The organism is Parabacteroides sp. D25 (assembly GCF_000307475.1).
In the GTDB taxonomy this organism is placed as follows: Bacteria; Bacteroidota; Bacteroidia; order Bacteroidales; family Tannerellaceae; genus Parabacteroides; species Parabacteroides distasonis.
Window position 1 is genome coordinate 746,937 of sequence record NZ_JH976500.1, and the last position, 20,010, is coordinate 766,946.

At 48.2% G+C, this 20,010-nt stretch carries 15 protein-coding genes; 8 read left to right on the forward strand and 7 right to left on the reverse strand.

What is annotated here, in order from left to right:
* Nucleotide 1: 1 nt before the first annotated feature.
* The 3 genes from hisD to hisB are packed head-to-tail and all read left to right on the forward strand — an operon-like array spanning nucleotide 2 to nucleotide 3,449.
* On the forward strand, nucleotides 2-1,282 hold the full coding sequence (gene hisD, locus HMPREF0999_RS02940) for a histidinol dehydrogenase (protein WP_009275129.1): 1,281 nt from the start codon (nucleotides 2-4) through the stop codon (nucleotides 1,280-1,282).
* Entirely contained in the window at nucleotides 1,279-2,316 is a 1,038-nt protein-coding gene (gene hisC, locus HMPREF0999_RS02945; RefSeq protein WP_005857193.1) for a histidinol-phosphate transaminase, read from the forward strand. The genes hisD and hisC overlap by 4 nt, the downstream gene beginning before the upstream one ends.
* A complete protein-coding gene (gene hisB, locus HMPREF0999_RS02950) occupies nucleotides 2,313-3,449 on the forward strand; it encodes a bifunctional histidinol-phosphatase/imidazoleglycerol-phosphate dehydratase HisB (RefSeq protein ID WP_005857191.1) in 1,137 nt (378 codons plus the stop codon). The genes hisC and hisB overlap by 4 nt, the downstream gene beginning before the upstream one ends.
* A gap of 130 nt (nucleotides 3,450-3,579) precedes the next feature.
* Here hisB and cysK read toward each other — a convergent pair whose 3' ends face one another.
* The 4 genes from cysK to HMPREF0999_RS02970 all read right to left on the reverse strand — a co-directional run bounded on the left by cysK (nucleotide 3,580) and on the right by HMPREF0999_RS02970 (nucleotide 10,408).
* The gene (cysK, locus tag HMPREF0999_RS02955) at nucleotides 3,580-4,527 is read right to left on the reverse strand and encodes a cysteine synthase A (protein WP_005857189.1); all 948 of its coding nucleotides are present in this window, start codon (nucleotides 4,525-4,527) and stop codon (nucleotides 3,580-3,582) included.
* 169 nt (nucleotides 4,528-4,696) lie between these two features.
* Nucleotides 4,697-6,061 carry an efflux transporter outer membrane subunit gene (locus tag HMPREF0999_RS02960; RefSeq protein WP_005857187.1) on the reverse strand — a complete coding sequence of 455 codons (1,365 nt, stop codon included), beginning with the start codon at nucleotides 6,059-6,061 and terminating at the stop codon, nucleotides 4,697-4,699.
* 28 nt (nucleotides 6,062-6,089) lie between these two features.
* On the reverse strand, nucleotides 6,090-9,293 hold the full coding sequence (locus HMPREF0999_RS02965) for an efflux RND transporter permease subunit (RefSeq protein ID WP_005862602.1): 3,204 nt from the start codon (nucleotides 9,291-9,293) through the stop codon (nucleotides 6,090-6,092).
* A gap of 5 nt (nucleotides 9,294-9,298) precedes the next feature.
* On the reverse strand, nucleotides 9,299-10,408 hold the full coding sequence (locus HMPREF0999_RS02970; RefSeq protein WP_029257190.1) for an efflux RND transporter periplasmic adaptor subunit: 1,110 nt from the start codon (nucleotides 10,406-10,408) through the stop codon (nucleotides 9,299-9,301).
* A 150-nt stretch (nucleotides 10,409-10,558) separates the two neighbouring features.
* Here HMPREF0999_RS02970 and HMPREF0999_RS02975 point away from each other — a divergent pair, with 150 nt between their 5' ends.
* Nucleotides 10,559-11,392 (forward strand): helix-turn-helix domain-containing protein, encoded by an 834-nt coding sequence (locus HMPREF0999_RS02975; RefSeq protein WP_005857181.1) that lies wholly within the window; start codon nucleotides 10,559-10,561, stop codon nucleotides 11,390-11,392.
* A gap of 51 nt (nucleotides 11,393-11,443) precedes the next feature.
* Here the strand turns inward: HMPREF0999_RS02975 and HMPREF0999_RS02980 are convergent, their stop codons facing one another.
* Nucleotides 11,444-12,628, reverse strand: coding sequence for a dicarboxylate/amino acid:cation symporter (locus HMPREF0999_RS02980; RefSeq protein ID WP_005857177.1), 1,185 nt, complete (start codon nucleotides 12,626-12,628; stop codon nucleotides 11,444-11,446).
* A 132-nt stretch (nucleotides 12,629-12,760) separates the two neighbouring features.
* Here HMPREF0999_RS02980 and HMPREF0999_RS02985 point away from each other — a divergent pair, with 132 nt between their 5' ends.
* Both HMPREF0999_RS02985 and HMPREF0999_RS02990 read left to right on the forward strand, forming a co-directional pair.
* Nucleotides 12,761-13,444, forward strand: a complete 684-nt coding sequence (locus HMPREF0999_RS02985; protein WP_005857175.1) for an SGNH/GDSL hydrolase family protein — start codon at nucleotides 12,761-12,763, stop codon at nucleotides 13,442-13,444.
* Nucleotides 13,445-13,448: 4 nt separating this feature from the next.
* Nucleotides 13,449-15,965, forward strand: coding sequence for a glutaminase domain-containing protein (locus HMPREF0999_RS02990; RefSeq protein WP_009275131.1), 2,517 nt, complete (start codon nucleotides 13,449-13,451; stop codon nucleotides 15,963-15,965).
* A 41-nt stretch (nucleotides 15,966-16,006) separates the two neighbouring features.
* Here HMPREF0999_RS02990 and HMPREF0999_RS02995 read toward each other — a convergent pair whose 3' ends face one another.
* Nucleotides 16,007-16,894: a helix-turn-helix domain-containing protein gene (locus HMPREF0999_RS02995; RefSeq protein WP_005857170.1), complete on the reverse strand. Its 888-nt coding sequence runs from the start codon at nucleotides 16,892-16,894 to the stop codon at nucleotides 16,007-16,009.
* A 15-nt stretch (nucleotides 16,895-16,909) separates the two neighbouring features.
* Nucleotides 16,910-17,827, reverse strand: a complete 918-nt coding sequence (locus tag HMPREF0999_RS03000; RefSeq protein ID WP_005857168.1) for a helix-turn-helix domain-containing protein — start codon at nucleotides 17,825-17,827, stop codon at nucleotides 16,910-16,912.
* A gap of 233 nt (nucleotides 17,828-18,060) precedes the next feature.
* On the opposite strand from HMPREF0999_RS03000, the gene HMPREF0999_RS03005 reads away from it, so the two are divergent.
* Complete coding sequence (locus tag HMPREF0999_RS03005) at nucleotides 18,061-19,134, forward strand: alpha/beta hydrolase (protein ID WP_005857166.1); 1,074 nt, start codon at nucleotides 18,061-18,063, stop codon at nucleotides 19,132-19,134.
* 8 nt (nucleotides 19,135-19,142) lie between these two features.
* A complete protein-coding gene (locus HMPREF0999_RS03010; RefSeq protein ID WP_005857164.1) occupies nucleotides 19,143-20,009 on the forward strand; it encodes a DUF3737 family protein in 867 nt (288 codons plus the stop codon).
* Nucleotide 20,010: the final 1 nt, after the last annotated feature.

Consider the following 20,010-nt stretch of genomic DNA (forward strand, 5'->3'; position numbering starts at 1 on the left):
TATGGAGATTATAAAATATCCCGGACGTGAGGAATGGAGCTCACTAATCAAACGTCCCGCATTGGATGTAACCACCTTGTTCGATACGGTCCGTACGGTATTGGACGAGGTACGTGAGCAGGGTGACATCGCCGTAAAAGCGTATGAGGAAAAGTTTGATAAGGTGCTCCTTTCTTCCCTTCAAGTCTCGGAAGAGGAGATGCGGGAAGCGGATGCCTTGGTCGCTGAGGACTTGAAACAGGCGATCCGTACGGCAAAGGCGAATATCGAGAAGTTCCATGCCTCGCAGCGTTTCGAGGGAAAGAAAGTGGAGACTACCCCGGGAGTCACTTGTTGGCAGAAAGCGGTAGCGATTGAGAAAGTCGGTTTATATATTCCGGGCGGAACGGCGCCTTTGTTTTCCACGGTATTGATGTTGGCAGTGCCCGCACGTATCGCCGGCTGCAAGGAGATCGTATTATGTACGCCACCGAACCGGGAAGGGAAAGTACATCCCGCTATCCTGTTCGCCGCAGAGGTCGCAGGTGTAAGTAAGATATTCAAGGCTGGAGGAATCCAAGCGATAGCGGCGATGGCCTATGGGACGGAATCGGTCCCCAAGGTGTATAAGATCTTTGGCCCCGGTAATCAATACGTGACGGCGGCAAAGCAATTAGTAAGCCTGAAAGAGGTCGCCATTGATATGCCCGCCGGACCATCCGAGGTAGAGGTGATCGCGGACGAGACGGCGAATCCCGATTTTATCGCCGCCGATTTCCTCTCGCAGGCCGAGCATGGAGTGGATAGCCAAGCGATCCTCGTAACCGCTTCGGAAACGATCGTGGAACCCGTGGCCCGTGCCATCCAAGAGCAACTCAATCGTTTGCCTCGAAAGGAAATTACCGAGAAATCATTAGCGCACAGCCGTATCATCGTATTGAAAGATTCGCAGGAAGTCGTAGACTTCACGAACCAATACGCTCCCGAACACTTGATTATCCAGACGGCGGATTACACCGCTATCGCGGAGCGAATCGAGAACGCCGGCAGTGTCTTTATGGGTCCATATACTCCGGAAAGCGCAGGCGATTATGCTTCCGGCACGAATCATACCTTGCCGACCAACGGCTATGCCAAGGCATATAGCGGCGTGAACTTGGATAGTTTCATCAAGAAGATCACTTTCCAAGAGATCACTTCCGATGGTATCCGTGCCTTGGGTAGTACGATCCAAACCATGGCGGCCAACGAGCAGCTGGATGCTCACCGCAACGCAGTAACAATTAGATTGAACACGATATGAAAGACCTGAAAGATTTAGTAAGACCGAATGTCTGGAATTTGAAACCGTATTCATCCGCACGTGATGAGTTTCATGGGGATGCCTCCGTTTTTCTGGATGCGAATGAGAATCCGTGGAATATGCCGTATAACCGTTATCCCGATCCCTTGCAGTGGAAATTGAAGGATCGTCTGGCCGTGTTGAAAGGTGTGGACCGTAGCTCGATCTTCTTGGGCAATGGCAGTGACGAGGCCATCGATCTGGTGATCCGTGCTTTTTGCGAGCCGGGGTTGGATAGTGTAGTGACGATCTCGCCGTCGTATGGCATGTATGAGGTGGCAGCGAATGTAAATAACGTGGAATGCCGTAAGGTTTCTTTGGACGAAAACTTTGATTTGGATGCGGAAGCCGTATTGGAATCGGCGGACGAGTGGACAAAAGTGATCTTCCTATGTTCTCCGAATAACCCTAGTGGCAACAGTCTGGATCGTGGCTCGATCTATAAGATCTTGAAGAATTATGAAGGAATCGTGGTGATCGATGAGGCTTATATCGACTTCTCCGCTTATCCCTCTTTCTTGAAGGAATTATCCGGGTTCCCGAATCTGATCGTTCTTCAAACCTTGTCGAAAGCGTGGGGAGCGGCGGGTATTCGTTTGGGTATGGCATTCGCCTCTCCGGAGATTATCGGTGTCTTGAATAAGATCAAATATCCGTATAACGTCAACCAGCTTACACAGGAGAAAGCTTTGGAGCTCTTGAACGACGAGGCGACCATGAAGCACCAAGTGAACGAGATCCTCACGGAGCGTAACCGGCTGGAGAAGATCCTGTCCGAGCCTCCTTTCTCCTATCAAGTATATCCTTCGGACGCTAATTTCTTGTTGGTGAATGTCGCCAAGGCGGATGCCATGTATAATGGGCTCGTGAAGAAAGGGATCGTAGTGCGTAACCGTAGTAACGTGCAGAAATGCCGGGGTTGCCTTCGTATTACGATCGGTACGCCGAAAGAGAATGATAGCTTATTGAACGCGATGAAAAACATGAAATTATGAGCACGAGGAAAAGAGCGTTGTTTATCGACCGGGACGGCACGCTTGTAAAAGAGCCGCCCGTAGATTATCAATTGGATAGCTTGGAGAAACTAGAGTTTGTCCCGAAGGTGATGCGTAACCTCTATTTCATTCGCGAGCGGTTGGATTTCGAGTTCGTGATGGTCTCCAACCAAGACGGGCTGGGAACGCCCTCTTTCCCGGAGGAGACTTTCTGGCCTGCCCATAACTTGATGCTAAAGACGCTGGAAGGAGAGGGGATCGTATTCGACGATATCTTGATCGATCCTTCCTTTCCCGAGGATAATTCCCCGAATCGTAAGCCTCGTACGGGAATGCTCACGAAATATATGACCGGTGAATACGATCTGGAGAATAGTTTCGTGATCGGGGACCGCCTTACGGATATGGAGTTGGCCCATAATCTGGGCGCTAAAGGTATCTGGTTGCGCCCGGAGGAGGGAGCGGAGAGTGAGTTGGCGGCTTACGCTACCTCATTGTCTCCCGCCTATATCACGGATGATTGGGATAAGATCACCGAGTATCTGTTTGCCGGCGAGCGTCGTGCGGTCGTACGGCGTGCCACGAAGGAGACGGACATCTATGTGGACTGGAATCTGGATGGAACCGGAAAGACATCGATCTCTACCGGGCTTGGTTTCTTCGATCATATGTTGGATCAGATCGGTAAGCATTCCGGTACGGATCTGACGGTACGGGTAAAAGGCGACCTGGAGGTCGACGAGCATCATACGATAGAGGATACGGCGATTGCCCTTGGCGAGGCGATGCTGAAAGCGCTGGGTGATAAGCGAGGGATCGAGCGTTATGGCTATTGCCTTCCGATGGACGATTGCTTGTGTAGTGTGGCGCTGGATTTCGGTGGCCGTCCTTGGTTGGTTTGGGACGCTGAGTTCCACCGTGAGAAAGTGGGAGATATGCCTACGGAGATGTTCCTCCATTTCTTCAAGAGCTTGAGCGACGCTGCCCGCATGAATTTGAATATCCGTGCCGAGGGTATGAACGAGCATCATAAGATAGAAGGTATCTTCAAGGCTTTGGCCCGCTCGATCAAGATGGCGATCCGACGAGATATTTATCGGTTTGAGCTACCGAGTACGAAAGGGCTCTTGTAATCTGTAAAAAACACTACTGTATTTGTGCACGAATACAGTAGTGTTTTAGTCTGAATACTATTGTGTTTATCCACAAACACTATAGTGTTTTCGACTCAGATTCTATGACATCAGATAAACCGATAAAAGCCTATAGAGGATATTCCTCGAAAGCATATAGAACCGTGGAGAGATACCTTTCTCCTGTGTCCGGAAGCAACGCCACGATCGTTTTTCCCTCATTCTCCGGAAGTTTAGCTAGTTCCACGGCGGCGTATACAGCGGCGCCGGAAGATATTCCTACCAGCAACCCTTCCTTCCCGGCCAGTTCGCGGCTGGTACGGATAGCGTCATCGTTCGTTACTTGCAGGATATTGTCAACTACCTCCCCGTTGTAGGTCTTGGGGATAAAGCCGGCTCCGATGCCCTGTATCTTGTGCGGGCCGGGCTTGCCTCCGGAAAGTACCGGTGAATCGCTAGGCTCTACCGCTACGATTTGTACGTTCGGGTTGTGAGCTTTCAATCCGGCACCGACACCGCTGACCGTGCCTCCGGTTCCTACGCCGGCTACAAACAGGTCTACTTTACCATCCGTATCACGCCAGATCTCCTCGGCGGTCGTGCGGATATGCATGGCCGGGTTGGCGGGATTCTCGAATTGTTGTAGGATGATGGAACCGGGAGTCGCATCACGCAGTTCCTCCGCTTTGGCGATGGCTCCTTTCATGCCTTCTGCCCCGGGGGTGAGGACGAGCCGGGCACCTAACGCTTTCAATAAGTTACGACGCTCGGCACTCATGGTATCCGGCATGGTCAGGATTAATTTGTAGCCTTTCGAGGCGGAGACAAAAGCGAGTCCGACTCCGGTATTACCGCTGGTCGGTTCGATAATGGTAGCGCCGGGTCTCAACAAGCCTTTAGCCTCGGCGTCCTCGATCATCGCCAAGGCGATGCGGTCTTTTACGCTACCAGCCGGGTTGAAATATTCCAGCTTGCCGATTACTTGGGCTTTAAGGCCCTTGCTCGCGTTGAAATTAGAGAACTCCAACAGGGGAGTGTTGCCGACAAGGTCGGTCAGTTGTCTTGCTATTCTTGCCATATACAAATGAATTTTGTTGTTTCTGGATTCTTTTATTTATATGACAAAGATAGTGGATGGATTGTTTACGGCATATACCATAAACCGGGTATTTTTTTACCTCCTTCTATGCGTCACGCACAAAAGGAGGTTACAATCATAATTATATACAAGTCTGAAAGGACTCTCTTTAATGTCTGCCTCCTCCTAAGGCTTGGTAGAGGTTTACGGTGGCTTGAAGCTCGTCAAAACGATCCGTTACTTGGGAGAGCTGGGCGCTGAGCAGGGTTTGCTGTGCCGTGAGCACTTCCAAATAAGTAGTGTTTCCATGCGTCATCAGCAATTGGGTGCTACGCACGGCATCTTCAAGCGATTCGATTTGGTGTGTACGCAAGTCGATCTTTCCCTTTGCGGTCTGGGCTTGGGTAAGTGCGTCGTTCACCTCTTTTCCGGCGTTGAGCACGGTTTGTTGGAAAGTGAGCTTGGCCTCCTCTTGCTGCGCTTTCGCTATTTTCAATTGGGCGATATTCGCTCCTTTGTTAAATAGCGGTTGCGTGAGGGAGCCGACCGCCGATAGTAATAGTTTACCCGGATTTACGATGTAACTGCCTGCGCTGTTTGTCCACCCTGCGCTGCCGCTAAGACGTAGCGAGGGATAAAAATTGGAGCGTGCGGAGGCTGTCCCGTAGAACGCTTGCGCCAATGCGTACTCGGCGCTACGTACATCCGGACGGTTCGATAGCAGCTGCACCGGGATGCCGATCGCCAGATCCGGGGTCAAGGACTGCTCTTCCAATCTTCCTCGCTCGATATCTTGAGGTGTTTCTCCTAATAAGACGGCAAGCGTATTCTCGGTCTCCCGGATGGTCTGTTCCAGATCCTTAACAGAGGTCTCGATGGAGTAGCAAGTAGCCTCGGTTTGCGATACGGCCGCCTCGGTAGTCATGCCGGCTGCCATTAACGCTTGGGTGGCACGAAGGCTCTCTTGCCATCTCACGGCGGTTTCCGTCGTGATCTCGCATTGCCGATCCAGCATCAATAGGGTATAATATAAATTGGCGATGTTGGCGATCAGTTGTGTTTGTACGGCTTGGCTATACGCTTGGCTTTGCGACAAGGCGGCTTTTGCTTGTCGTTTGGCGTTTGTCAGCCGGCCGAAGATATCGATCTCCCAACTGGCCGATACCGGGACGTTGTATGTCCACGACGCTTTTGCCTTATTGAAACTACTTGTCGTGCCCTGCGGATCTAGGGAGAGCGACGGGAGGTAGGAGAGGCGGGAGGTCATTAACGCCACCTCGGCTTCTTGCACCTTTAGATGGGCAATCCGCAGATCTGTATTATTGGCTAATCCCCGTTCGATCAAGGATTGCAAGGCCGGATCGGTGAATAGGTCCCGCCAACTGATATTCCCGATGGAGAAGGTATCTGCCGGGGCTATCTCCTCCCGATATAGATTCTCCGGGAGGGTGGCGACAGGCTCGTATTTCTTGTAAATGCCGCAGCTATTCAACGCTAGCGTCGCTACGGCAAAGAGTATGATGTTATTCTTCATATACATTATATATATACAACTGGATAGATTATTTCTTGCTATCTAAATATTCTTTTCTTTCTTCGGCGGCCTCTTTTACCTCTTCTTGCACCTGCCAATCAAGGGAACGCTCGAATTGGATCGGGCGTAGTTTCTCTTGCAGGTATTGGAACGTGATGAATAAGCAAGGCACGATAAATAACAAAGCCAATGTACCGATCAACATACCGCCAACGGCACCGGTTCCCAACGAGCGGTTTCCATTAGCGCCTACGCCGTTGGAAACGATCAATGGCAGCAAACCGAATATCATCGTAAGAGCGGTCATCAAGATCGGGCGCAGACGAACCTTCGCCGCGCTAAGAGCGGCCGAGGTCAGGCTCATGCCGGACAAGCGGCGCTGGGTAGCGTACTCCGTCAATAAGATGGCGGTCTTCGCCAACAACCCGATCAACATGATCAGACCGGTTTGCAGATAAATGTTATTCTCCAATCCCATGAACTTGGCGAACAAGAAACTACCCATCAAACCCATCGGTACGGAAAGAATCACGGCGAAAGGAACAAGGAAACTCTCGTACAAGGCACTTAGGATCAAATAAATCATCAAGATACAGATACCGAAGATGATAATGGTCGTATTACTCTGCTGGTTCTCCTCACGGGTGATACTACCGAAGTCATACCCGTATCCTTTCGGGAGTGAGGTGGCCGCTGTCTCTTTTACCGCCTTGATAGCATCCCCGGAGCTATATCCATTGGCCGGTACGGCATTGACGGCGATCGAATTATACATATTGAAACGAGCTAAAGACTCAGCCCCATAGACTTTGGTCAATGTGATAAACTGACTAAGCGGTGCCATCTCGCCGTTCGACATGCGTACGAACGTATTATTCAAGGAGGCCTCATCCAGACGATATTTAGGATCAGACTGTATCATCACCTTATACACCTTCGAGAAACGGTTGATATTCGACACATATTGCCCTCCGTAATAACCGGAAAGGGTTGATAGAACAGCATCCGGAGTGATTCCGGCCCGTTTGCATTTCGCCGCGTCCACATCCACGCGCCATTGCGGGTACTTGATATCGAAGGTAGAGTAAGCCGTAGCGATCTCGGGCCGTTCACGCAAGGCCGCGAGATATTGCTGGGTCGTGTTAAAGAAGGTCGTTAAGTCTCCACCGGCCTTGTCTTGCGTATGCATTTCCAATGCGTTACCCATACCATATCCGGGGATCATGGCCGGGGCGATGGCGAAAATCGTAGCGTCCTTGATATCTGCCGTACGGCCATATACCTGTCCGATCACGGCTTGTACGTTATCTTCCTTGTCCGGGCGCTCATCCCAATGTTTTAGTTTCAAGATGAACATACCGAAAGAGCTACCTTGTCCGGCCAGCAAACCATAACCGGAAACCTTGGAATAAGATTGAAGCTGTGGAATCTGGTTGATCCGTTGCTCGATATTCGTCATGATCTTGTTAGTCGTAGCCAAGGAGCTTCCGGAGGCCGTACTTACGTTGACAAAGACCGTACCTTGATCCTCATCGGGCACCAAGCTGGATTTTGTCGTGTTCATCAAGACGATAAGTAATACGATGGAGCATGCCAATAAAGACCAAGCCAGCCATTTCCGCTTGATAAAGAACAATACCCCGTGCTTATATTTCTTGATGACCGAATCGAATGCGGCGTTGAACGCCTTACGGAAACGTGCGGCGAAGTTATTCTTTTGGGTACCGTCCTCGTTGATGTAAGGCTTCAATAAGATAGCGCAAAGTGCCGGACTTAACGTTAATGCGTTAACGGTAGAGATACCTACGGCCGCTGCCATCGTCAAGCCGAACTGCGTATAGAACGTACCGGATGTACCGCTCATGAAGGATACCGGAATAAACACGCCCATAAATACCAATGAAGTAGAGACGATGGCGGATGTCAATCCTTTCATCGCGTCCATACTAGCCATATAAGAGGACTTATATCCAACGTCGAACCGAGCTTGGACTGCCTCTACAACAACGATCGCATCATCCACCACCGTACCGATCACCAATACCAAAGCGAATAAAGTGATCAAGTTGATGCTAAATCCGGCGACCGTCATAAAGGCGAACGTACCGATCAAGGAAACTACGATCGCTACCAACGGAATCAGCGTAGAACGGATATCCTGCAAGAAGACATATACCACAAGGATAACGAGGATAATGGCCTCTATCAAGGTTTTTACAACCTCATGGATCGAGGCGTACAAGAAATCATTCGTACTCATCAATTTTACGACCTCGATACCTTTCGGGAAGTCTTTCGAGGCTTCCTCAAGAAAAGCGTCGATCTTATTATTCACCTCCGTGGCATTCGATCCGGCTGTCTGGAAAACCATACAGGAGATACCCGGCTTACCGTTTGTTTGTCCGATATAGGCATAACTCTCCTTTCCTAACTCAATGTCTGCTATCTCTTTTAGCTTCAATACCTCTCCATCCTCGGTGGAGCGGATCACGATATCGCCGAATTCCTCCGGAGTAAGCAGGCGTCCGCTATATTTCATGGTGTACTGATACGTCTCGTCCGAGTTCTCGCCTAAAGAACCCGTGGCGGACTCAATATTTTGCTCGGCCAACACGGAGGTCACGTCCGAGGGGATCAATTTGTATTGGGCCATAACGTCGGGCTTCATCCAGATACGCATACTGTAATCGCCACCCATAACCATCAACTCGCCGACTCCGGAGATACGGAGTATCTCTGGTTTTAGGTTGATGCTGATGTAATTACTGAGGAAGTTCTCGTCATAAGAACCGTCCGGGCTATAGAGCGAGAAGATCTGTAACATACTGGTCTGGCGCTTGGAAGTCGTGACACCCACTTGGGTAACCTCGGCCGGCAATTGCCCGGTCGCTTTCGATACACGGTTCTGTACGTTTACGGCGGCCATGTCCGGATCGGTTCCTTGTTGGAAATAGATCGTGATCGTGGCGGTACCGGAGTTGGTAGCCGTGGAGGTCATGTAGGTCATATCTTCCACGCCGTTGATCGCCTCTTCCAAAGGGGCTACGACACTCTTCTGCATGGTCTCGGCATTCGCCCCGAAGTAAGTCGTACTGACCATAACGGTAGGAGGGGCGATATCCGGATATTGTTCTACGGGCAAGGTGAAAAGCCCGATGATACCCGCAACCATAATCGTGATGGAAATCACGGCGGACAGTACGGGGCGTTCTATAAATGTGCTAACTTTCATTGTTCTTAATTTTGTTTTACTTCAATCGGTGTTCCTTCACGCAATAAACCTACGCCTTCGGCTACGATCACGTCGCCGCTATTCAATCCGGCGTTTACGATATACTCTTGTCCTCCGTTCACACGGGTCACTTCTACGGGGGCGGATTGCGTCTTGCCGTCCACTACCTTGAAGACAAATACCCGGTCTTGGATCTCGAACGTGGCGGCTTGGGGAATTACGACGCAGTTATCGTATGTAACCGGAATGATCACATTCCCGGAGCCCCCGCTATTCAATAATTGCTCCTCGTTCGGGAATGCGGCACGCAAGCTGACCGTTCCGGTGTTTTGATCGATAACGCCGCTGATCGTCTCGATCTTTCCCGTTTGGGGATAAAGCGATTTATCGTTCAACTGAAGCTCGATCTCGGGCATATTCTCCAAGGCTTTGTCTTTCGAGCCGTATTGACGGGTCAAGGCCAACAGCTGGTTCTCGGTCATGGAGAAATACACATACATCTCGGAATTGTCCGATACTGTGGTGAGTGGTTTGGGTAGGCTTGCGCTTACTAATGCGCCTACACGATAAGGCAGGGTTCCGATGACGCCGTTCGAGGGGCTTTTCACTTCCGTGTAAGAAAGGTTGTTACGGGCGTTTATCTCTTGTGCCTCCGCTTGGGCTAATTGGGCTTTTGCCGAGAGTAGAGTGTTGTAGGTGGTCTTTAGGTCGAACTCGGAAACTACTTTGTTTTTATACAATTCTTGTTTACTGTCGTAGGTCAGTTGCGCTGTCGCTACGGATGCCTTAGCGGCCTCTACGTTCGCAATGGCGGTGTTTAAGGCCGCTTGATAAGGAACTTGATCAATAATAAATAAGACTTGTCCTTTTTTTACGCTCTCGCCTTCCGTTACGCAAAGCTTTGTAATAAAACCAGATACTTGCGGATAAATATCAATATCCTGTTTTCCTCGAATACTCGCCGAGTAATTATTGGATAAAGTTTTCTCCGAAGTGAATACGGTCATTGTCGCATACCCTGAACTTTGTTGGATTACAGGGCTTTGTTTACACCCAACAGCTACGATACACCATAAGGCGATCGCAGTCTTCATCAATCGATTTTGCTTTTTCATCTTAACTAATACCTATATTTTCGGATGCAAAGCTACTCGCTTATCGGCGAACCATTGTTTCCACAATGAGGCGATGATTGTTCATTTTGAGATGGAATGATCCGTTATATGCTAATGATCTCTTATATTCGCGGGCAAAATAGTAGACATATGAATCCATTTGAGATAGAGAGAGGAGAGTCGTTCATAATAGGCGATTCCGATTTGAGGGAGTTATTGGATCGTCCTTACAAGAGCGGATATGGCATGATCTTATTTTGCTATAAAGGAACGGCGAATATATCCGTCGATTTGAGCCGATGGGATATCCGGCGCAACACGGTGATCGTATTGATACCGGATACGATCCTGACGTTGAACGCGAGTAGCGAGGATTTCAAGGTACAATATATATCCTTTTCGAAGGTCTTGTTCGACGAGGCCGTATTCCGGCTGGATCCGCCCTTTTTCCGCTTCATAAAGGATAGCCCTTGCTATACGCATCCCGCCGATCAGGAGGAGACCATAAATGTGATCATCCGGCTGTTTTGGCTGATTTACATGGATCGGAATAACGTGTACCGTGATATGATCGTGAAAAACCAGTTGCAATGCTTCTTCCTTAATATGTATGATAAGACAAGGTACTCCTTCTCGAGCCGCCAGCAAAATGGGTGCAACCGTGGGGAGGAGTTGTTCCATAAGTTCATCAATTGCATCCATGCCCATTATCTCGACCAGAAAGAGGTCTCTTTCTATGCGAACGAGCTTTGTATCTCTCCCCGTTATCTCTCCACTATCACCCGGCAAGTGGCGGGCGAGTCGGCGAAGACCATTATAGACCGGCATATCATATTGGAGACAAAGGTGTTGTTGCGTACCACGGAAATGACCGTGCAGGAGATAACGAACCACTTGAACTTTCCCAGCCAATCCTATCTGGGACGGTATTTCAAGAAGCATACGGGGGAGTCACCCATAGAGTATCGAATGAAAAGGAAGTGATACCACTTACTGCAAGGCGGGTTGCAGTAAAATAGCCATGAGGTTTTGTCCTTATAAAGCTGTGGAAGCTTTTCCCGTTTGCCCTTGATCGAACGTATCCGTGATTAAGGTAAGAGCACCATCTCCCGTCACGTTGCAAGCCGTACCGAAGCTATCTTGCAAAGCGAATATCGTAAGCAATAATGCCGTTCCCGCCTCGTCGAAACCTAGGATAGCGATGATCAGGCCCAATGAGGCGAGCACCGTACCGCCCGGTACGCCGGGAGCGCCGATCGCGAAGAAACCAAGCAAGATGATAAATACGAACATCGTCGTGAAGTCCGGCATGCTGCCATATAATATTTGCGAGACGGTCAATACGAAAAACACTTCCGTCAAGATAGAGCCGCATAGATGGATGTTCGCAAACAGGGGGACAGTCACGTCAATTACTTCCTCTCGCAAGATCTTGCTTTTCTTGGCGCAGGTCAAGGCCGTGCCCAAGGTGGCGGCGGATGACATGGTGCCTAAGGCTGTCAAATAAGCGGGTCCGTAGTATTTCAATACGCCCCAGCTATTTTTCCGGGAGTAGATCGATGCGACTACATACAGTAAGGTCAACCAGATGTAATGGCAAATGATGACAATCAACAGGACGGATAAAAAGATAGGCAACTGCTTTGTAATCGCCCCCTCATAACTAAGGACACAGAAATTTGCGGCGATGAAAAGCGGCAGGACCGGCATCAAGACCCGTTCTACCAATTTAAGTACCATGTTCTGGAATACTTCCAGCAACCTCTCCATCTCCTCGGATTTAACCCATGCGGTAGAAAGTCCCAGCATCACGGCCAATACCAATGCCGACATAACGCTCATCACTGGCGGAATCTCTAGATTAAACAACATGGGAGGGATGTCTTTTAGACCTTCCGAGGCGGTTTGAATATGCAAATGCGGTATTAATTCATAACCCACAACGGCGCCAAAGGTAGCGGCGCCAACCGATGACAGGTATGCGATACTAAAAGCGAATAATAAGACTTTGGATGCGTTGCTTTTCAAGCGGGCGATAGAAGGCGCCACGAATCCTAGAATGATCAACGGAACCAAGAAGAAAATAATCTGTCCCGTAATTTGTTTTACGATCATGACCGCTTTTAACACAGACTCGTTTACGGCAAGCCCAACCAGAAGTCCGATCAAGACGGCCAGTATCAACCGTACGATCGTGTTGGAAAGAATCTTTTTCAGCATATTCGGATGTTTTTATTTTTCAATGACAGCAAATATAAGATATTTTCTTGTGTGAATGGGTGAGTGGACAATTTTGATTACTTTTGTTTGATGAAAACAAGATCGTTGGTTTGTATTTTATAATCAAGTAATATGAAAAACATGAAACAAGCTTTACTGGTAGCGGGTTGTTTATTGGCTACCACTACGTTATTTGCCCAGACTGAGAAAGGGGACTGGGCTCAGTTTGGTCGTTATGCGGAGGCTAACAAGACCGTGAAAGTTCCTTCGAACGTGGTATTTATGGGGAACTCCATTACAGACGGATGGTGGCCGGCGGATTCGACTTTCTTTATCCGGAATAACTTCGTAGACCGTGGGATCAGCGGACAGACAACCTCGGAGATGCTAGTTCGTTTTCGCCAAGACGTTATTAACTTGAAACCGAAAGCCGTGGTGATCTTGGCGGGAATCAATGATATCGCTCACAATAACGGTGTGATCGCCTTGGAAAACGTGTTTGGGAACTTGGTCTCTATGGCAGAATTGGCGAAGGCAAATCATATCAAGGTGATTTTCTGCTCCGTATTGCCGGCTTATGATTTTCCTTGGAGACCGGGTATGCAACCGGCCGATAAGGTTATCCAGCTCAATAAATGGATCAAGGAGTATGCGGATAAGAATGGTTTGACATACGTGGATTATCATTCCGCCATGAAAGATGAGCGAAACGGATTGCCCGCTAACCTGTCGAAAGATGGTGTGCATCCTACCTTGGAAGGCTATAAGATCATGGAGAAGATCGTGCTGGAGGCCATTCATAAAACCGTGAAGTAAGCAGATGAGAAACTATTTATTGGCTTTATCTTGTTGTACGGCTTTATCTTGTTGTACGCAAGTGAAAGTTTCCGAGGTATATACGGCGGCGGCAGAGAACTCTTTACGTGCTCCGGCCGTTCCTTTGGTCACGATCGACCCCTATACAAGCGCATGGTCGTTTGCCGATCAATTGAATGATGAGTCGGTACGGCATTGGACCGGCCGTGATTATCCGCTTCTAGGCGGTATACGAGTAGATGGTAAGTCATACCGTTTCATGGGAATGGACGATATACAGGTGACCTCGGTGATCGGTATGGCCTCGGATGGCTTATGGGAGGCCGATTATACGATGTCTCAGCCTGCCGGCGATTGGTTCGCCGAGGCTTATGATCCGAAAAGTTGGAAGCGGGGAAAAGCCGCTTTCGGAACGGAAGATAATCCGAATCGTTCCACGCCTTGGTCTACAGGAGATATCTGGGTACGTCGTACGTTTGACTGGCCTTCGGATGAGCAAAAGGATGCCCTCTACCTCCAATATTCGCATGATGATAATATCGAGGTGTATCTAAATGGAAAGCAAATCGCCGTGGCAGGGAACGGTCTGGACTATGATTTGCTGAAAGAGATACCGGAAGCGGTGGCGGAGAGCTTGAAGCCTACGGGTAACGTGTTGGCCGCTCATTGCCGGAACAATGGGGGAGGCGCTTATGTGGATATGGGAATCATGCGGAAGGTGAAACGAGGAGATACGTTCGATGAGAAAGCGATCCAGAAATCCATGAACGTGATGCCTACGCAAACATTCTATACCTTTGAGTGCGGTGGCGTGAGTCTGGACTTGATTTTCACGGCTCCTTTCTTGCTGAATGATCTGGAGGCTATGACTTCTCCGTTTAATTATATAACCTATCAAGTCCGTTCCATCGACGGTAAAGATCACGACGTGCAACTATACCTGGAAGCCACGCCGCAATGGGCCGTGAATACGATCGATCAAGAGGTGACTTTCGAGAAAACGGAAACCCCTGATTTAATTTACCTGAAGACAGGAACAATCGATCAAGAGGTTCTGGCGAAAACCGGGGATGATGTACGGATTGACTGGGGATATTTCTATTTGGTTATCCCCAAGAAACCGGGAGTCTCCGCAACGATCGACGAGTATTATGCTACGAAGAAAGCTTTCATGACTACTGGTAATTTACCGGCTGGATCGCAAAGTCTCTCTTCGGATATGCGTGAGCAAATGACAGTCCTCGCTTATACGGACCCGATCGGCAAGGTCTCCAAGGAAACCGTCTCCGGACATTTGATGATCGGTTACGATGATTTATATTCGATCCAGTATTTCCAAGACAACCGGATGCCTTATTGGAAGCACGACGGAAAGGTGGATATTCATCAGGCGTTCGAAAAAGGGGAGGCTTCTTACGAGGATCTGATGCGGCGTTGCGGTTCCTTCGATTCTTCTTTGATGAGCGAGACGAGTGCCGTAGGAGGGAAGAAATACGCCGAGCTATGCGCTATCGCATATCGGCAGGCGATCGCCGCCCATAAGTTGGTGACTGATAAGGAAGGGACTCTCTTATTCCTTTCGAAAGAAAATTTCAGTAACGGTTCTATCGGAACAGTGGATATTACGTATCCTTCCGCCCCCTTATTCTTAGTATACAACACGGATTTATTGAAGGGAATGATGAATCCCATTTTCTATTATAGCGAGAGCGGACAATGGAAGAAACCTTTTCCGGCTCACGATGTGGGTACCTATCCGGTTGCGAACGGTCAAACCTATGGTGGCGATATGCCCGTGGAAGAAAGTGGTAATATGCTTGTGCTAGCGACCGCTATAGCAATAGTGGATGGCAATGCTGATTATGCCGCCCAACATTGGGAGGTCTTGACTACATGGGCGAATTACTTGTTGAAGGAAGGCCTTGATCCGAAGAACCAACTTTGTACGGATGATTTTGCCGGACATTTCGCCCATAACACGAACTTGTCCATCAAGGCAATTATGGGAGTTGCCGGCTACGGAAAATTGGCGGAGATGTTAGGTAAGGCCGATATCGCTAGACAATATACGGAAGTCGCCCGTGAGATGGCCGCTAAGTGGGTGAAGATGGCGAACGATGGTGATCATTACCGCCTGACTTTCGATAAGCCGGGCACTTGGAGCCAAAAATATAATCTGGTCTGGGATCGCTTGCTGGGCTTGAATATCTTCCCAAAAGAGGTTGCCGCTACGGAAATGGCTTATTACAAGACAAAACAAAATAAATATGGTTTGCCGTTGGATAACCGGGAGGATTATACGAAGTCCGACTGGATTTTATGGTCCGCTTGTTTGACCGGATCGATGGAGGATTTCAATGCGCTGATGGTTCCGGTCTGGAACTACGCCAACGAGACGACTTCACGTGTTCCTCTAAGCGATTGGCATTTTACTTCCGATGGTACGCAACGAGGTTTTCAAGCCCGTTCGGTTGTCGGGGGATATTTTATGAAGATGCTGGAAAAGAAGCTAGGAAAATAATGTCATTCTAAGAAACGGAAGGAGGTCATTCCTTCCGTTTCTTAGTTTTGCGCATATGGATATTCACAGGGAGCGATGCCTGTGATCTTCTTAAATATAAGGCTGAAATACTGTACGTTCGGATAACCTAATTGTCGTGCTACCAAAGCGGGAGTATTACCGTTTTTCAGTAGCATTGTCTTAGCCACGCTCAATCGTTTGAACTGAAAATATTCCTCCAGTGTTTTGCCGGTCTCGAATCTTAACAGGTCGTTGAAGTAAGCGACAGAAAGGTCCAGTTCTGCCGTACAATATTCGGCGGTGGGTAGCTGGCCGTTCTCTAATTTACCGGAAATGATATACTCGTCGAGGAGCCTTTCCAATTTCTCCAAGATAGCCTTGTTCTTATTTTCCCGGGTAATGAACTGTCGCTCATAATAGCGTGTACAATAATCCAATAATAATTCAATGTGGCGGGATAGAATGGTACCACTGTGCGTATCGATGGCATGGTGAAGCTCGTCCTCGATGTTTTCCAGACAACACGTAACTTTGGCTGTCTCACGTTGAGAGAGATGCAGAGCCTCTTCTTTGTGATAAGCGAAGAAGGTATAGTTCTTAATAGGGTTGTCCAATGACGTGTGGAACAATAGGTCGGGATGGAACGCTAAAAGGTACCCTTTGTTGGGTAGCGTATTATTCTCGCTCATGCGGAAAATCTCACCGGGTGTAAGAAACACCATCGTAGCGTTGGAATAATCGTAATACTTACGTCCGCAACAATAGCAACCGTCCGGGCAGTCTTCTATCAAGAGGATCGCGTAGAACTCGAACTTTACGGCCTCTTGCTCTAGGTTCGGGCTCTCTAGATTGATGAGGCTTACTTGTGGGTGCAGCGTCTTGCATCCCAAGCACCGGTTACATTCATATACAGTCTTAATATCTAACATCTTCTTGAACGCCTTCTATAGATTCGTTGATAGACCGATCTGCGCACGGTATTCACTTGGCGTGTACCCTACCCGTTTCTTGAATAGCCGACAGAAGTGCTGCGGATATTGGAAACCGAGGGAATATGCGATTTGGCTGACTGTGTCCGCCGTGCCGGAGATACGTTCTTTGGCTAGCTCGATTACTTTCTCTTGGATGTATTCCTGCGGTGATTTGCCGGTTTCCTTCTTGAACATGTCACCGAAATAGTTCGATGAGAGGCAAAGCTTGTCGGCAAAGTATTTCACCGTAGGCAATCCGTCCTGTTCGGCGAGTGTACTTTCGAAATACTCATCCAACAGGTTTTCGAAACGTGTCAGCACATCCCGGTTTGTCTTGCCTCGGGTGATGAACTGCCTTTCATAAAAACGCATACAATAATTAAGCAGCAGTTCGATATGGTTTACAAGTAAGGTTTTACTATGTTTATCCACGCCATGTTCCAGTTCCATACGGATGATCTTCAGGCAATCCATCACGATAGATCTTTCTTCTTCCGAGAGATGCAACGCCTCGTTTACCTCGTAAGAAAAGAACGTATATTTCTTTATATTCTTTCCGAGTGACGTTCCACGCAGTAAATCGGGATGGAAAAGAATACCATGTGCGTTTACTTGGACTTTATCGGTTGTCGGATTTGTTTCCGCAGTTTGTCCGGGGGCGAAGCAAACGATCGTGCCTTCTTGGTAATCGTATGTCTGGCGTCCGTATTTGATATCGCAGGCTTTCTCTAGTTTTAGATACAGTGCGTAGATGCCGTAATTGAAGCGGATGAGATCTACACTACTCGTCGCTTTATTCAAATCTATGACACTGACAAGCGGATTTAGGGTTTCGAGGCCGTATAGTTTGTTATATAGGTCTACACTATCTAAGTTAAGTATCTTATCCATAAGCCGTACGTATTTAATCAATAATTCTGTACGCAAAAATAGAGGATAATTCATATATAGTTATAACCCTAATTACGGATTATATAACCATTGTTACGGATTATGTGTATTTACAGGCTTTCTGGCTGATTCCACAAAACCTGTAATTGAGGTCATGACATCCGTAATTTGTCTACAAAGGGATGCTATTTGAGCCTCTATCTTTGCCTTCGTAAAAATAAACAAGGAACGACATGAAGAAGTCATTAAGAGAATTATGTACGGCAATAGCCATATGCTTTTGCGCTACGGGAAATCTGTTCGCTACAGACAATCAAATTAATACCGATCATACAATGGACAAGAATTTGAATCTAATTAAGGAGTGGGATAAAGTATTCCCACAGAGTGACAAGGTGAGCCATAGTAAAGTTACTTTTCGTAATCGCTATGGCATTACGCTTGCCGCCGATATGTACAAACCCAAGCATGCGGATGGAAAATTGCCTGCTATCGCTATTAGCGGTCCGTTCGGTGCCGTGAAGGAACAATCCTCGGGTTTATATGCGCAGGAATTGGCAGAACGTGGATTTCTGACGATCGCTTTCGATCCGTCATATACAGGCGAGAGTGGCGGAGAGCCTCGTTATGTAGCTTCTCCCGACATCAATACGGAAGATTTCTGTGCGGCCGTCGATTTCCTTTCGACACGTGATGATGTGGATGCGGAACATATCGGTATCCTCGGTATCTGCGGATGGGGAGGCATGGCTCTTAATGCGGCGGCTATCGATACTCGTATCAAAGCGACCGTAACCTCTACGATGTACGATATGAGCCGTGTGAACGCTAATGGTTACTTCGATGCGATGGATGCCGACGCACGTTATGAATTGCGCAAGCAACTCAATGAACAGCGTACCGCTGACACAAAGAACGGCTCATACGCCCTTGCGGGAGGTTTGCCCGATACGTTACCCGACGATGCGCCCCAATTCTTGAAAGACTACTACGCTTATTACAAGACGAAGCGTGGTTACCACAAGCGTTCGCTCAACTCGAATGGCGGATGGAACAAGACCTCGGCTTTATCGTTCATCAATATGCCTATACTCTCGTATAGTGACGAGATTCGTAGCGCCGTATTGATTATTCATGGAGAGAAAGCGCATTCACGTTACTTCAGCGAGGATGCTTTCAAGAAACTGAAAGGTGACAATAAGGAATTGCTAATTATACCCGGAGCGAATCATGTCGATTTATACGATCAGATGAGTGTCATTCCCTTCGATAAGATTGAACGGTTCTTTGTAGAAAACTTTAAATAAGATTCATTATGCAACAGATAAAGGATATGGAATTTAGTGGTGAGCGTCCTTTGTTCGCCTCTCACGATTTACAATTAGACAATGTCGTTATTCATGCCGGGGAGTCGGCATTGAAAGAGTGTAGCAATATCATAGCCATAGGCTGTCGTTTTGAGGGTAAATATCCGTTCTGGCACGTGGATGGCTTCACCATCAAGAATAGCCTGTTTACCGAAGGTGGACGTGCTGCGTTATGGTACTCCCAAAATCTAGTGATGACGGATACACGGGTGGAAGCCCCAAAGATGTTTCGGGAGATGGACGGTATCAGACTGGAAAACGTACAACTACCCAATGCTCAAGAAACCCTTTGGCATTGCCGGAACGTGGAATTGATAAATGTGCAAATAGATCATGCTGATTATTTATTTATGCACGGCGAGAACATTAAAATCCGGAACTACGCTCAAAATGGAAACTACTCGTTCCAGTATTGTAAGAACGTGGAAATCCGTAATGCGGTCATCAACTCGAAAGACGCTTTCTGGAATACGGAGAATGTTACCGTATACGATTCCGAGATTAACGGCGAGTACTTGGGATGGCACTCGAAGAACCTGCGTTTGGTAAATTGCAAAATCTCGGGTACACAGCCGCTTTGTTACGCCCACGATCTTATGATGGAGAACTGTACGATGGCAGATGATTGCGATCTAGCCTTTGAATACAGTTCCGTGCAGGCGACTATCAATAGCCCGATCCGTAGCGTGAAGAATCCCCGTACGGGAAGCATCACCGCCGGAAGCTATGGTGAGGTAATCCTCGACGAGAACATTAAGGCTCCGGGTAATTGCCAACTGAGGCTATGGAATGAACGTACTTGCTTTTCCGCATAAA